This window comes from Flavihumibacter stibioxidans, from assembly GCF_014332695.1.
In the GTDB taxonomy this organism is placed as follows: domain Bacteria; phylum Bacteroidota; class Bacteroidia; order Chitinophagales; family Chitinophagaceae; genus Flavihumibacter; species Flavihumibacter stibioxidans.
The window spans coordinates 550,261-564,339 of sequence record NZ_MBUA01000001.1; the positions used below are offsets into that span (position 1 = coordinate 550,261).

13 protein-coding genes are annotated in these 14,079 nt (G+C 46.5%); 6 read left to right on the forward strand and 7 right to left on the reverse strand.

What is annotated here, in order from left to right; translation table 11 throughout:
• Positions 1-4 precede the first annotated feature (4 nt).
• Positions 5-2,461 carry a penicillin acylase family protein gene (locus tag BC349_RS02320; RefSeq protein ID WP_187255136.1) on the reverse strand — a complete coding sequence of 819 codons (2,457 nt, stop codon included), beginning with the start codon at positions 2,459-2,461 and terminating at the stop codon, positions 5-7.
• 343 nt (positions 2,462-2,804) lie between these two features.
• On the opposite strand from BC349_RS02320, the gene BC349_RS02325 reads away from it, so the two are divergent.
• Both BC349_RS02325 and BC349_RS02330 read left to right on the forward strand, forming a co-directional pair.
• The gene (locus BC349_RS02325; RefSeq protein ID WP_187255137.1) at positions 2,805-3,419 is read left to right on the forward strand and encodes a MiaE family protein; all 615 of its coding nucleotides are present in this window, start codon (positions 2,805-2,807) and stop codon (positions 3,417-3,419) included.
• Between the two features lie 10 nt (positions 3,420-3,429).
• Positions 3,430-4,521 carry a phosphotransferase enzyme family protein gene (locus BC349_RS02330; RefSeq protein ID WP_187255138.1) on the forward strand — a complete coding sequence of 364 codons (1,092 nt, stop codon included), beginning with the start codon at positions 3,430-3,432 and terminating at the stop codon, positions 4,519-4,521.
• Here BC349_RS02330 and BC349_RS02335 read toward each other — a convergent pair.
• The 6 genes from BC349_RS02335 to BC349_RS02360 form a co-directional block, all read right to left on the reverse strand.
• Positions 4,491-5,522 carry a GSCFA domain-containing protein gene (locus tag BC349_RS02335; protein WP_246456745.1) on the reverse strand — a complete coding sequence of 344 codons (1,032 nt, stop codon included), beginning with the start codon at positions 5,520-5,522 and terminating at the stop codon, positions 4,491-4,493. The genes BC349_RS02330 and BC349_RS02335 overlap by 31 nt on opposite strands.
• On the reverse strand, positions 5,477-6,352 hold the full coding sequence (locus BC349_RS02340; RefSeq protein ID WP_187255139.1) for a hydroxymethylglutaryl-CoA lyase: 876 nt from the start codon (positions 6,350-6,352) through the stop codon (positions 5,477-5,479). Before BC349_RS02340 ends, BC349_RS02335 begins: the two co-directional genes overlap by 46 nt.
• 403 nt (positions 6,353-6,755) lie before the next feature.
• A complete protein-coding gene (gene rlmB, locus BC349_RS02345; protein ID WP_246456747.1) occupies positions 6,756-7,598 on the reverse strand; it encodes a 23S rRNA (guanosine(2251)-2'-O)-methyltransferase RlmB in 843 nt (280 codons plus the stop codon).
• Positions 7,598-8,851, reverse strand: coding sequence for a methionine adenosyltransferase (gene metK / locus BC349_RS02350; RefSeq protein ID WP_187255140.1), 1,254 nt, complete (start codon positions 8,849-8,851; stop codon positions 7,598-7,600). The genes rlmB and metK overlap by 1 nt, the downstream gene beginning before the upstream one ends.
• A gap of 45 nt (positions 8,852-8,896) precedes the next feature.
• Positions 8,897-10,312, reverse strand: a complete 1,416-nt coding sequence (locus BC349_RS02355; RefSeq protein ID WP_187255141.1) for a DUF4270 family protein — start codon at positions 10,310-10,312, stop codon at positions 8,897-8,899.
• A 47-nt stretch (positions 10,313-10,359) separates the two neighbouring features.
• A complete protein-coding gene (locus BC349_RS02360; RefSeq protein WP_187255142.1) occupies positions 10,360-11,172 on the reverse strand; it encodes a glycogen/starch synthase in 813 nt (270 codons plus the stop codon).
• A gap of 87 nt (positions 11,173-11,259) precedes the next feature.
• On the opposite strand from BC349_RS02360, the gene panC reads away from it, so the two are divergent.
• From panC to rfaE2, 4 genes are read left to right on the forward strand one after another with little or no spacing between them, the layout of a single operon-like run.
• A complete protein-coding gene (gene panC, locus BC349_RS02365) occupies positions 11,260-12,105 on the forward strand; it encodes a pantoate--beta-alanine ligase (RefSeq protein WP_187255143.1) in 846 nt (281 codons plus the stop codon).
• Between the two features lie 57 nt (positions 12,106-12,162).
• Complete coding sequence (gene panD / locus BC349_RS02370) at positions 12,163-12,507, forward strand: aspartate 1-decarboxylase (protein ID WP_187255144.1); 345 nt, start codon at positions 12,163-12,165, stop codon at positions 12,505-12,507.
• A 9-nt stretch (positions 12,508-12,516) separates the two neighbouring features.
• Positions 12,517-13,551 carry a lysylphosphatidylglycerol synthase transmembrane domain-containing protein gene (locus BC349_RS02375; RefSeq protein ID WP_187255145.1) on the forward strand — a complete coding sequence of 345 codons (1,035 nt, stop codon included), beginning with the start codon at positions 12,517-12,519 and terminating at the stop codon, positions 13,549-13,551.
• Between the two features lie 23 nt (positions 13,552-13,574).
• Positions 13,575-14,066, forward strand: a complete 492-nt coding sequence (gene rfaE2 / locus BC349_RS02380) for a D-glycero-beta-D-manno-heptose 1-phosphate adenylyltransferase (protein WP_187255146.1) — start codon at positions 13,575-13,577, stop codon at positions 14,064-14,066.
• Positions 14,067-14,079 lie beyond the last annotated feature (13 nt).

Consider the following 14,079-nt stretch of genomic DNA (forward strand, 5'->3'; position numbering starts at 1 on the left):
GTGATCAGGATGAGCGGAACTGCATGGTCCACTTAATGCGCGAATCCTTGCGTTCCTCCTCTTTCATCAGCCACAACCTGTTGTACTTTCCTGCGGCCCAGTCGTCCATAAAGTTATCATAGTATTTACTTCCCGGGTTGCCGCTTTGTCCGCCGGGATAAATGCCGTAAGCTTCAATTCCGTCAGTCATATGCACCACCATCCTCCAGCTGGGACCATGTTCTGAATTGGTGGCATTGATCATTCCTTTACCCCCGCCAATCGGAAGATGATGCCTGCTGAAGGGATCAATCACCTTGAGTAAATGCTTTACCCTGGTATCTTTTGCCTTCTCCCATGCAAGCCTTCCTTCCGCGGATAATTTATCCAGCGAATCGGTAGCCGTATTCAATGCCAGGGCAAGCATGTTTTCAAGCGTTTCCTTTTCAGGGGTTTTAATATTATCTGTAAAAGAATAGGCTGAATCCCTCATCAAACTTTCCACCAGCGCGTATTCCTGGGGCCAGGGCAATGGCAGCCCGATTTTTTCGAATTCATCTTCCCATATTGCAGTCTGCAGTGCCTGCCACCAAAGTTCAAATACGGTGGCACCTTCTGATCCCACATCACTGCGTAAGTCCCAGTTCCGGAACATATCGAGGTATTTGCGGGCATTTTCATCAAGGTCAGAAGGATTGGTACGAAGCAAAATATCCCTTGCGAATTCTGCTTTCACATTGTAGTTATCAACCTGCATGCGCATCATGTCACCAGGGATTATCTGTTGCATGGAATCGAGCATCCGGTTTATGATATAGCCCCTGTAAACAGGAAATACATTACCGGTATAATAGGGATAACTGCCATCCACAGATAACTGGTTTGCGCTGCTGACATAACCCCGGGAAGGATTCACCATATGCGGATTTTCCGATTGAGGTATCATGCCTTTCCAACGGTAACTGCTATCCGAACCCGGCATGATGAAATCACCCTGGCGACGCCACTTGGCAGGAAATTCGCCCTGCTGCCAGATGGCGATATCACCACTGCGCGAAGCAAATATGCAGTTTTGTCCGGGGCAGGTCAGATTTTTGATGGCAGCCAGGTATTCATCATAGTTCTTTGCATGGTTGAGGCCATAAAATGCCAGACCGTCGTTGCTGGCATCATGGGCTTTCCAGCGCACAGCGAGGTTACGGATTTTTTCACCGTTTACCCTGAAATGCTCATCATACATAACAGGTCCCCAGTCTGTATAAACAACTGTATCAATAAGGGCTGGCTGACCTTTCACCCTGATGATTTCCACCCTTTTTTCTGTTGGTGTCCACTCGCCATTATAGAGATAGGCCGACCTGGATGCATCCTGGTAAGTGACCTCATAATAATCCTTCACATCACGGCCTGCATTGGTAAACCCGAAAGAGATGTTTTCATTGAAACCGATGATCACATTGGGCGAACCAGGAAAAGTTGCCCCATAAGCGCTAAATTCCGGAGTGGTAATCTGCATTTCAAACCATAAAGAGGGCAGGTTGAGTCCGAGGTGCGGGTCATTGCTCAGGATCGGCCTGCCGCTTTTTGTCTTTGATCCCGCAACAGCCCAGTTATTGCTCCCGTTTTCCCGATTGGGTTTATCGGGGTTTGTTATTGTAATACTGTCATTCCTGAAACTGAAATAGAGTGAATCGGCCGATGCAGGCGGGGTAAGGTCCATGGCTGCAGCGGCTGGATAGGGCGTTTCCGCCGTATTGGGTACAATCGGCTTCAGGGAGTCGGCCAGATAGTAAAAGAGTTTTTCAAAATCCATTCCGGACAGGTTGTCGCGTGCATTGGTAAATTCAAGGTCATCCTCTCCTCCTGCCAGGTCATAGCTCATATACTTCAGAAAAAGGGCCGTTTTCATGGGCGACCATTTTTCAGGATAGTATCCCAGTAGTTTATATTCAATGGGCAGCTGCGACACAGGCAATTGTTCAATGTAGGCATTTACCCCATTGGCATAGGCTTCATACTGCCTTTTTGATTCCGGGGATTTTTCCATTTCCCGAACAGATTTCTCTGCTGCGTAAACCATTCCCAGTCTACGCATACTTCTGTCATACTGAAGGATTCTGCTATCGGGACCTTCACCCAGGATCTCACTGAGCCTTCCGGCGGCGGCATGGGTCTGGAACTCCATCTGCCAGAGACGGAATTTTGCATGAAGAAATCCCTGCACGAAATAAGCATCTTCTTCCCTGGCAGCAAATACATGAGGAACCAGTCGGTCATCAATATACACATTGACTTCGCCCGCCAGTCCAGGAAAACTGAGTTCTTCATTAAAAGAAGCATTCACAGGCTCCGCATTTTGCCAGATGCCATGCTGTGGACTTAACAACTGACCCAGGGGAGCAGGAAGTACCTGCCGGCTGTCAAATAAATATATCAACCCAATGGTTGCCAGCAGGGCGCCGGCCAGTGACAAAAATCTCATGAGCACTTAATTGTGTTGGCTAAAAATAGTACTAATTTCTATTTAACAGTGAGTGGTTTAAACTAATTGACAATTAGGTTGTCATACTAATATGAAAGCAAATTTTACCAGGCGGAACATCAGCCCCAAACTCTTACTGGGACTGTTGTTCATTCTTCTCTTCATGATCAGCCTGATGAAATAATTCAATTATTCAGTCAGCGGAAGCAAACTACCCTGTTTGTATCAGCTGCAACAGTCCCTCCGGCTTTCAATTCACAGCACAGCTTTTAGAGAAATGCTTCACGCGGTTTCCTATTTTTGCATACCGGCATGACCCGGAACGGACCTTTAAGACACGAATATGGAATGGACTGAAAGCACCGAGGTAAAAAATATCCTGGGATTACAATTACCAACCGATCCAAGATGGGTTGACCTGGCAGCAGTTTCACTGGAAGACATACTGACCGATCATGCTTATTGTGAACAGAAAGCAGCAACCACCTGTATTTCCCTGATCCAGAAATACAGTGACAGGGTATTGCTGGTGAAAGAACTGTCGCCAATTGTTACGGAAGAATGGGGGCATTTCAGGCTGGTATTGCAGGAATTACATAAACGCGGACTCAGTTTTGGCAAACAGCGGAAAGACGAATATGTAAACCAGTTGATTGCATTCCAGAAAAAAGGGGGAAATCCCGAAGAAAGGCTTCTCGACCACCTGTTAACCATGGCTATGATCGAAGCCAGAAGCTGTGAACGTTTCAAAAGGCTGAGCGAAGGACTTCCGGACGAATACCTGCGCCAGTTCTATCGCCGGTTCATGGAAAGCGAAGCCGGCCATTATAAATTGTTTATTGAACTGGCCGAACATTATGTTGATAAGGAAAAAGTGAGAAAGAGATGGGCGGAATGGCTGGAAGAGGAAGCGCGCATCATCAACAACCTTACGGTAAGGGGTGACCGAATACATTAAAACACCACAGATGGGAACAGAGCTGATCATTCCGGAATTTGTCGCCAAAGCTGCAGCGCAATTCGGCAGCGGCGCTTTTACCATTGTAAACCTGGGTAACGGATTAATCCATGACACATTCAGGGTCAGCTATGAAGGTTCCCCTGACATTGTGCTGCAGAGCCTCAACCAGCAAAGTTTTGCGCATCCGGAAAACATCATCCTCAATTACCGGATGTTGATTGATTACCTGCAATACAGGCAGGAAAAGATCAGGATACCGGTAATGGTTCCCACCAATGAAGGGAAATGGTTCTGGATCCAGGAACCCGAAGAAGATGAAACCATCCGCTTTTGGCGGGCCACCCGTTTTATCAGGAATTGTTTTTCACCCGACAAAGCGGTTTCCGTTGCCATGGCCAGGGAGGCTGCCGGAGCCTACGCAGATTTCACTAAAAGTCTTGATGGTATTCGCCTCGATAACTGGAATTTCATCATTCCTGATTTCCACAACCTGTATGTCCGTTATGAACACCTGGAAGAGGCCACCAGGCAGGCAGAACTTCAAAGATTGCTGAAAGCCACTCATATTATCGCAAGCCTCAGGGAAAGAAAACACTATGTGGATTTTTACCTGGATATGATCCAAAGACCTGCTGATTTCCCTGACAGGCTGATGCACCATGATTGTAAGATCAACAATATACTGTTTGATGCTGATTTGCATCATGCGATAGCAGTGGCAGACCTTGACACGGTAATGCCCGGAAAATATTTTTCCGACCTGGGAGACATGATCCGGACCATGGCCTGTACTGAAGATGAAAACAGCCGTGAATGGGAAAAGATCGGTGTTAACAGGGAATTCTATTTTGCCATCATTGAAGAATATGGCAGTCGGATGTCGGAGACATTAACCGAAGCTGAAATGGCGCATTTGCCGGAAGCCGGGCTCCTGTTATGTTATATGCAGGCTTTACGGTTTACTGCAGATTACCTTAATAATGATATTTACTACAAGACAACAGAACCAGATCACAACCTTTTCCGGGCATTCAACCAGTTAATCCTGCTGGAGAAACTGGAGGAGATTCACTCCCTTCGTGCACCGGATTCAAAATAATCTGCTTCTTCCGAAAGATCGAGAAACGGGTATTGCTCCCTGAGCCTTGCTGTTTTCCCGGCGAAACTTTCCAGGAATTGCCGGTGGGCATTCGTTCCCGGCTGAAACGCCTTATGCCTGCGGGCGGTTATCACTTGTTGCACCTGGTCCATCAATTGGTGCGCCGGTGCAGAGATATAATGCTGCCTGAATTTCTCCAGTACAAACTCCGTAGCCTGGTAGTTCGGATGGGCCAGGTCGATATCATAAAAACGATAATCACGCAGTACGTCAATTACCAGTTCATACGCCGGAAAATAGTAGAGCCTGTTGAATTTATTCACCAGGTGGTGAACGGCCTCCAGCAGCCTTGCCTTGCTGCGGTTGTTCTCAACAATGCCATCGCGCAGGTGCCGCACTGGACTAACGGTAAAGATGACCCTGAGATGGGGATTGAAGCGGAACAGCCTGTATAAGGTATTGTCCAGTGCTGCTACTGTTTCATCTATGGTACACATATGCTTCTGGAACCATTGTGCCGGCGCCCTGTGGCAGTTGGCCACATCTTTTTCATTTTCAGTCAGCCGGTAGGAAAACGATGATCCCAATGTGATCACCAGCCATCGGGCCGATTGAAGAAAGATATGTGCTTTATGTTGCGATTGATTGATGTTTGCCAGCACCTGTTCCTGGTCCATTCCGGAAAACCTGGAATGATGACTCCAGCTTTGCCATAGTTCATTGTAAAAAAACAGGTCCGCCGGCTGGTAAACCTTTTTATCGATATAACTGACCAGGCTGTTGCAGACGCTCAGGGGATCAAACAGAATGCCATGCGGGTTTTGCAAAACACTGAACTTAAGATCCTGCAGGCGGTTGCCGATATGTTCGGTGAAACAGGAACCAACCAGTAACAGGGGGTCGGTATATTCAATCGGCTGATCTGGCCCTTTGATGGTGATATCTGTCATCCATTTCATAGAACGGGCAGAGCGAAAATCTCCTTCGCCAGGATTGAACATTTCTGCATGGCTGTTTGATTCAGGCCAGTGTTTACGCCTGCTTCTTCAAGGTAGGCGACCATATTTTCAGTATCAAGATTTCCGACTAATGCATTACCGGCCATGGGACAGCCTCCAATTCCTTTCAGGGCACTATCAAACCGCCTGCAACCGGCCCTGAAAGCGGCATCCAGCTTTGGTCTCCAGTTATTTGGTGCTGCATGCAGGTGTACCCCTATACGAATGGAAGGCAATTCCTTCAGCAAGAAAGAAGTCATGTTAAAAACCTGGTCGGGACTTGCCAGCCCAACTGTATCAGCCAGTGAGATTGTACCGACTCCCATTTCAGATAATTTCCTTGCCCAGTTGAAAACAATCTCTTCAGACCAGGGGTCTCCATAAGGGTTTCCGAAACCCATTGACAAATACACCACCAGTTCTTTATTGCGGGACCGGCAGATTGCCTGAATATTTTCAACTGTTGAAAGTGATTGTTCAATAGAGCTGTTTGTATTACGCTGCTGGAATGTTTCGGATACCGAGAAAGGGAATCCGAGATAACGGACTACATCATACGAAGCTGCCTCCTCTGCTCCTCTCATGTTCGCAATGATGGCCAGAAGGGCTGACCTGGAAGCGCCCAGGTCAAGTGTTTCAAGCACTTCCCGTGTATCTGCCATTTGGGGGATGGCTTTGGGTGAAACAAAACTGCCAAAATCTATCGTGTGAAAACCAACATTCAGCAGGGCATTGATATATGCAGCCTTCTGGAAAGCTGGAATCTGGAATGGCCAACCCTGCATGGAATCACGCGGGCATTCTACCAGTTGAAGCGTTTGATTGTCTGACATAAGCAGGAATAGGCATGCAAATTCGCATTTTTTTATGGCAATAAATCAGCGTTCATATTATAATTTTTTAGAATTTCTTACGGATAAGACTATCATACATACGCTAAACTCCAGAACATGAAACAAATTCTATCATTGTTAATTGTTCTCACGGCATTAAGCCTTCAGACCCAGCCATCTAAGCCTGCAGGCACGGAAAATGGATTCCTTTTAAAGCGGTAATAGACCTTACAGATGGTCCCGTTTAGAGAGGTTGGCTTTACCAGCCAGTACCGGATCAGAGGCCCTTAAACCGAATGCAGAGGATTTGTATCCCCTGGCTCCTGAACAAATAGAAAGGATCAAACTTTACAGAAAGGCCCGTTTTGAAAGAGGTGTGATTTTCGGAAAAAGTAATGATCCGTCAGTGAGCCATCCTCTGGCGCATAGCCTCGTATAATATCATGCCGGTTGCTACAGATACATTAAGGGATTCGAAATTACCGGACATGGGTATCCTAAAACTGGTATCTGCAATTTTCATCAGGGCTGGAAAAATTCCTTTTTCCTCGCTTCCCATTATAATGGCAGCAGGTTCACTGAAATTACAGTCATATACATTTTTATCCGCGGTCATTTCGCTGGCAAAAACCTTTATCCCGTTCAGGTGCAGGGTGTCCACGGCCTTCATCAGGCTGTTTACCCGGCAGATGGCGATTTTTTCCAACGCCCCGGCGGAGGTAAGGATGGCGTCTTCATTCAATGCACCCACTCCCTTATCGGGAATGATAATAGCATGCACACCGCAACAATAAGCAGTTCTTGCTATGGCACCAATATTACGGATATCAGTTACGCCGTCCAATATAAGCAACAAAGGCGTTTCACCTCTTTCTACAACAAATGACAAAACATTTTGAAGGTCCTGGTACTGGATCTTTGCAATGATCGCCACACAACCTTCATGGTCAGTGATATTGAATCCGTTCAGTTTCTCCACCGGCACTTTGTTAATGGGAACCTGGTGCAGGGCAGCCAGTTTCTTTACTTCCTCAATCTCCGGTCCATGTACCGTTTGCATAAGGTAAACCCGTTCCAGTTGTTTGCCCTCCTTTAATGCGGCAATCACTTTGGCACGGCCAATAACAAGGGAACTTTTTTTAGGCCTGTTCTGGGGTTGAGAGCGGAAAGACTTCATGCTGCAAAAGTAATGAAGAAGTTTTGGGTTAACCACAAACAAAAAAGCCACCATCAGGTGGCTTTCCATTATTTGATATTAAAGGCTTTTTTAACTTTCGTTACATAATCCAGTTTTTCCCAGGTAAAGAGTTCTACCTTTTTCTTCACCACTTTACCATCGGGCGACCTGAATTCTTTTTCCACTACTTCGGTTTTGCGGCCCATGTGCCCATATGCAGCCGTTTCGCTGTAAATGGGAGAACGAAGTTTCAATCGCTGTTCGATGAAATAGGGACGCATATCAAAAATGCCTTCCACGATTTTTGCGATTTCACCATCAGTTTTCTCTACTTTTGAAGTGCCGTAAGTGTTGATGTATATGCCCATTGGCTGTGCCACCCCGATTGCGTAGGAAACCTGCACCAGGACTTCATCGCAAACGCCAGCTGCCACCAGGTTCTTGGCTATGTGACGGGTAGCGTATGCTGCTGAACGGTCAACCTTGGAAGGATCTTTTCCGCTGAAAGCGCCACCGCCATGTGCACCTTTCCCGCCATAAGTGTCAACAATGATCTTGCGTCCGGTAAGGCCGGTATCGCCATGAGGTCCGCCGATAACAAATTTACCTGTCGGGTTGATATGATACTTGATCTTGTCGTTAAATAGTTTCGCGTATTTCCTGTACTTCGATTTCACCCGGGGGATCAGGATTTCAATGATATCCTTCTTGATCTTCGCCAGCATTTTTCCTTCCGCATCAAAATCATCGTGCTGGGTTGAAATTACAATGGCATCAATGCGCTTTGGCTTATTGTTGTCATCATATTCGAGTGTTACCTGGCTTTTTGCATCCGGACGCAGGTATTTGATCTGCTTGTTTTCCCTTCTCAAAGCAGCGAGTTCCTGCAGTAATTTATGTGCCAGATCCAATGCCAGCGGCATGTAATCTTCCGTTTCGTTGGTGGCATAACCGAACATCATTCCCTGGTCGCCGGCCCCCTGCTCTTCTTTCTTCTTTTTGTCTACCCCCTGGTTGATATCGGCAGACTGTTCATGAATAGCCGAAAAAACACCACAGGAATTGGCTTCGAACATATACTCACTCTTGGTATACCCAATCTTACGGATCACACCACGGGCAATTTCCTGAACGTCCAGGTAAGCCTTTGATTTGACCTCACCTGCCAATACCACCTGACCGGTTGTTACAAGTGTTTCACAGGCAACTTTGGACTGAGGGTCGAACGCAAGAAAATTATCAATCAATGCGTCTGAAATCTGGTCAGCCACTTTATCCGGATGACCTTCAGATACGCTCTCAGAAGTAAATAAATACGGCATTTAATAAGGAATTAATATTTCGGGGCAAATATATAGTTAGATCAATTATAATTTGGAATAAACTATATACAACCTCATTTTTTTGGTGGGATGTGCTCCGCCACTTATCACCACCCTGCCACGCGCAATGGTACTGTTAATTTGCAAACCAATCTGGCCGTCGCCAACCACAGGTATCACCGGCCTGGTATAATATGGGGCATACATTCTGAGTGCAAAGGACTTTTCTTTACGGGTTACAATACCCTGCACGTAGGAAGCAAGATCAAACTCAAACCTGTTGTGTAACAGGAAGCCACCGAATGCACCTGGATCGTAATAATATGGCGCGCTGTTCGACTGGAATACAAAGGAATTGGGAACCGTGATAAAACGATTGTTGGCACTGTCTGCAGCATCAAGGAACAGCAGGGAAGGTTCAGTAAAATGACCGTCATCAATACCTTCCAGCCTGTCGGCCTGCAAAACGGCTTTATAAATCACCCGGTTGTTCAGGTTCTGGAGGCCTGGTACCTGTACAAGGGCATAGGAACCCGGGGAACTCTGGAGGTACAATTCTTCCTGGTTATTGAATCCGTTGACCAGCCTGTCGCCATATGGAGACCCGGTAGGCTCACGTTTAACGAGGTTGGCATTGGCCCTGTTGCGCAATATAAATTCTGTAACTGTAGTATCTGGCTTGGCTGATTTGGTCGTGCGGTAATGGAAACTCAGTCTTGTTCCGGCATCAGACAGGTTGAAATAAGCCAGTGCCCGCCTGATGGCTGAACCTTCATCCGCTTTCATGGCAAATCCCTTGAAATGCGTATTGAAAGCTGAATCTGTTTTGTAAATCGTAGTATCATAATCCATCAGCCTCATCCCGAAACTGTTGGGAAGTTTGATACGGAGTTCATTGACAGTTAGAACAGTATCATTCGATTTCAGATACATCAGGCTGTCATTGAGCGCAGAAAACAAAACATTCTGCTCTGCGAGTAGGTCGGTTACGGCAAATGACGGATGACTCATCGGGTAACCAAGCGAAGAATCGCGAAATGGTGCCGATTGATCGATCTCATATACTTTCAGTGACTGAATGGAATTGGTATCACCGTAAACGCTTTTAAACCGGAGGGATAACACAACCGAATCGAGTCCAATCAAACTGTCGCGGGAAGATCCGAAAGGATAGGTTCCGAACAATTGCGGCAGCAACTGGAAATACATTTCACCCGTGGTTTTTCCGAAAGACGGGTCTTCCATTATACCAACCGCGTGGTCGGATCCACTGATAATACGGGTGCTGTCGGGCAGGGAATATAAAGTTGTTACCACATCAAGTGTTGTATCAAACACATTGACGTTATCAACTGCCGGAATCAGCCCGCTACCCAACTCGGTTGTTCTGATTTTGGTACAGGAGACGGTATAAACAACAATAGCAATTACAATGGAAAGGCTATACAGAAGTTTCTTCACAAACAAACCGGTTAATTAGTCTTTAATAGTTGGAGAGGCCGAAAACACTACTTCGCAAGGTCGGCATACAGTTGTAAATAGTCTGTTAAATCAGATTCTGCATTGTATGCCAGTATTTTTTTGCCTTTCACTTTTGCGAATTCGTCTGCCAGTTTCTTCTCCACTTTTTCTGCACCGAAAGTAACAGCATCCGCAAAACAGGCACCACCACGGAACATAGCGGTATTATCCCCTTCCTTGAACGGATCAAGATCCTTCTCTTTAATATTGGCGTGAATTGCAGCCTGCTTGATGAAATCAGGACCTAAACTTTCCTTGAAGGTATTCTGGCCAATGGTGTAAACCACTTTGCTGTGTCCGAAAACAGGTTCTTTCTTGTAGGCAGTTTTCAGGAACAGAGGAACAAGGCTGCTCATCCATCCGCTGCAGTGAATTACATCAGGAGGCCAGCCGAATTTCTTTACAGTTTCCAGGGCCCCCTTACAGAAAAAGACCGTACGCAGGCAATTGTCATCAAACCACTCTTCCTTCTCATCATGGAATACAAACTTGCGTTTGAACAGATCCTCGTTGTCAAGGAAATAAACCTGGAGGCGGGCATTGGGCAAAGATGCAACCTTGATCTGCAAAGGGAAATCATCGTTGTCTACCGATACATTGATACCTGATAAACGAACTACTTCATGCAAACGGTGACGGCGCTCATTGATGGTCCCAAATCGGGGCATGATGCAACGAACCTCAAAACCACTGTCATTCGATTTGATAGCCAGCCTGTTTACAATCTCACTGAATTCTGTCAGTTCCAGGTAAGGCGACATTTCGTTGGCAATGAATAAAATTCTTTTCTTTGTTGACATTGATCGGTTACAATTGGTGAAAACGTACTGATTTTTAAGTCAAATAGTGTGCAAAGGTAGTATTTTTCCGGCTAAAACCCGCATCACATGATCCTATTTAAACAGGCTGCTTCCCTGAGGGACTTTCTTCACAAGACCTCCGGCGATAAAAAAACGGTTGGATTTGTACCAACGATGGGGGCTCTCCATGAAGGTCATTTGTCATTATTGTCAGAATCCCTGCAACACAACACCATAACGGTGTGCAGCATTTTTGTAAACCCCACCCAGTTCAATGATCCGGCAGATTTTGAAAAGTACCCGGTAACATTGGATAAAGACATAGAAAAACTGGAAAACGCTGGTGTGGACGTCCTTTTCCTGCCTGCTGTCAAAGAAATTTACCCCAACGGAACTACCCATTTACCCCAGTATGACCTTGGATACCTCGAAACCATCCTGGAAGGAAAATATCGTCCCGGCCATTTCCAGGGCGTCTGTCAGGTGATGCACCGGCTGCTGGAAGTCGTGTCGGCGGACAACCTGTACATGGGCAGAAAAGATTACCAGCAATGTATGGTAGTGAAAAAATTACTGGAGATCACCCAAATTTCTACCCGCCTCCATCCCTGTGATACCCTTCGTGAACCGGACGGTCTGGCCATGAGCAGCAGGAATATGCGTTTAAACGAAACAGAAAGAAAGCAGGCCGTTGCCATTTCCCGGGTGCTGGACCGCATCAGGCATTCCGTTGTAGCGGGTCCCTTGGAACCTGTAGCGCTGGCAGCCGAAAAGGCATTGGAGGAAAATGGTTTTAAGGTAGATTATGTTGCCATCGCAGCAGCAGATAACCTGGAACTGCTGGAAGAATGGGATGGAGAACGGAAACTGGTTACACTGGCGGCAGCATGGCTGAACGGGGTAAGGCTGATCGACAATATGTTAATCCCTTAATAAACAATGGTAGAATATCCTACCTTGCGACCGTTTAAAAAAGTTCAATTTATTTCGATGGAAATTGAAGTACTGAAATCAAAAGTTCACAGGGCTGTCATCACCGAAGCCAACCTGAATTACGTAGGAAGCCTTACCCTCGACGAGGACCTGATGGATGCCGCCAATATGATTGAGCATGAAAAGATCCAGGTCGTGAATGTCAACAACGGTTCCCGTATTGAAACCTACCTGATCAAAGGAAAACGTGGCTCGGGAGTTTGCTGCCTGAACGGACCCGCCGCCCGCCAGGGCGCAGTGGGAGATATTGTGATCATCATTTCCTATGCAAGGATGGACTTTGAAAAAGCAAAAACATTCCAGCCCTGGATTGTTTTCCCCAAAGAAGCTAACTTGCTTTAAATAAGCTTTATGAATAAAAAGATCAGCAGCCTGTTACAATATGTTTTCTTCCTCGGGCTGGGGATCTTTTTGGTTTGGTGGAGTATCGGCAAAATCGAACAGCGCGATTGGGAAGAAATGAAATCAGCCATGCGGGATACCAACTACTGGTTGCTGGTTCCTGTGGCCTTGGCGTTGCTGCTTAGTCATTATAGTCGCGCCATTCGCTGGAAAATACTGATGGAACCAATGGGTTATAAACCCGGTAAACTCAATACCTATTTTGCTGTTCTCATTGGTTACCTGGCTAACCTTGCCGTTCCCAGGCTTGGTGAAGTTTTAAAATGCACTATACTTGCCCGTTATGAAAAAGTACCGGCAGATAAACTGATCGGCACCATCGTTGCTGAAAGGGCTTTTGATATGATCTGCCTGCTTATCGTTTTCGCCATTACTATTTTGTCGCAGATTGATGTGATCGGACAATTCGCAGGTGATATGGTCAACCAGTTGCTTACCGGCGGAACAGGACAAATAAATTATACCAGGCTCCTGATGGTACTGGCCATCCTGCTGGTCATCGGAACCGGATCCTGGTTTGCCCTCAAACGCTTTGCCCACCTTGATTTCATTCAGAAGATAAAAAAAATCGGGAAAGGGATCTGGGAAGGGATCATCAGTGTAAGATACCTGAAGAAAAAGGGCTGGTTCTTTTTTCATACCGCCCTCATCTGGTTTTTGTACCTGGCCAGCATCCGTATCGGTTTTTATGCAATGGACCCCACCAGTCAATATGGCTGGCTGCCTGCCTTTTCGGTACTTTCTCTTGGCAGTGTAGGCATGATCGTTACCCAGGGTGGTATCGGCGCCTACCCCATCCTGGTGCAGGAAACCATGAGCCTGTACGGACTTGGGGTGAATATTGGCAAGGCTTTCGGCTGGATACTCTGGCTGGCGCAGTTTGTTCTGGTGCTGATTGCTGGTGGCGCTGCCCTGATGTTATTGCCGGTTATCAACCGCAAAAAAAACAAGCCGGCCAATGGTGCTGTGTCAACCGATTCATAAAATTTTCAGTCAACCTTCTGCATATGAGAAATGCTGCCATCGCCCCCAAAAAAATCTTCCGCCTCACTGAATTGAAAAAAACAGTAGAGACCTGGAAATTCCTCAGTAAAAAAATCGTCTTCACCAATGGAGTGTTTGACATCCTGCATCGGGGTCATATTTATTCACTTTCGCAGGCGGCGCAGGAAGGTGATATCCTCATTGTTGGTGTCAATTCAGATGCGTCGGTCAAACGACTGAACAAAGGTCCGGAACGCCCCATAAACGACCAGGATTCCAGGGCCTTGCTGCTGGCATCCATGGTGCTGGTGGATGCCGTGATAATCTTTGAAGAAGATACACCCTTTGAAGTGATAACAGCCATCATGCCTGATGTCCTGGTAAAAGGAGGTGACTATGTGGTGGAGCAGGTCGTAGGGCACAAAGAGGTACTGGCAAATGGCGGGCAGGTGATTATCAATCCTATAGTTGAAGGATTTTCCACCACGGGCATCATCACAAAAATGCGCGGGTAAAAATAGTATTGCC

What these genes read in the sequence shown, in the direction of transcription:
- BC349_RS02320 (WP_187255136.1), bottom strand. Translation starts at nt 2,461, where the DNA reads ATGAGATTTTTGTCACTGGCCGGCGCCCTGCTGGCAACCATTGGGTTG.
- BC349_RS02325 (WP_187255137.1), top strand. Translation starts at nt 2,805, where the DNA reads ATGGAATGGACTGAAAGCACCGAGGTAAAAAATATCCTGGGATTACAA.
- BC349_RS02330 (WP_187255138.1), top strand. Translation starts at nt 3,430, where the DNA reads ATGGGAACAGAGCTGATCATTCCGGAATTTGTCGCCAAAGCTGCAGCG.
- BC349_RS02335 (WP_246456745.1), bottom strand. Translation starts at nt 5,522, where the DNA reads ATGTTCAATCCTGGCGAAGGAGATTTTCGCTCTGCCCGTTCTATGAAA.
- BC349_RS02340 (WP_187255139.1), bottom strand. Translation starts at nt 6,352, where the DNA reads ATGTCAGACAATCAAACGCTTCAACTGGTAGAATGCCCGCGTGATTCC.
- rlmB (WP_246456747.1), bottom strand. Translation starts at nt 7,598, where the DNA reads ATGGAAAGCCACCTGATGGTGGCTTTTTTGTTTGTGGTTAACCCAAAA.
- metK (WP_187255140.1), bottom strand. Translation starts at nt 8,851, where the DNA reads ATGCCGTATTTATTTACTTCTGAGAGCGTATCTGAAGGTCATCCGGAT.
- BC349_RS02360 (WP_187255142.1), bottom strand. Translation starts at nt 11,172, where the DNA reads ATGTCAACAAAGAAAAGAATTTTATTCATTGCCAACGAAATGTCGCCT.
- panC (WP_187255143.1), top strand. Translation starts at nt 11,260, where the DNA reads ATGATCCTATTTAAACAGGCTGCTTCCCTGAGGGACTTTCTTCACAAG.
- panD (WP_187255144.1), top strand. Translation starts at nt 12,163, where the DNA reads ATGGAAATTGAAGTACTGAAATCAAAAGTTCACAGGGCTGTCATCACC.
- BC349_RS02375 (WP_187255145.1), top strand. Translation starts at nt 12,517, where the DNA reads ATGAATAAAAAGATCAGCAGCCTGTTACAATATGTTTTCTTCCTCGGG.
- rfaE2 (WP_187255146.1), top strand. Translation starts at nt 13,575, where the DNA reads ATGAGAAATGCTGCCATCGCCCCCAAAAAAATCTTCCGCCTCACTGAA.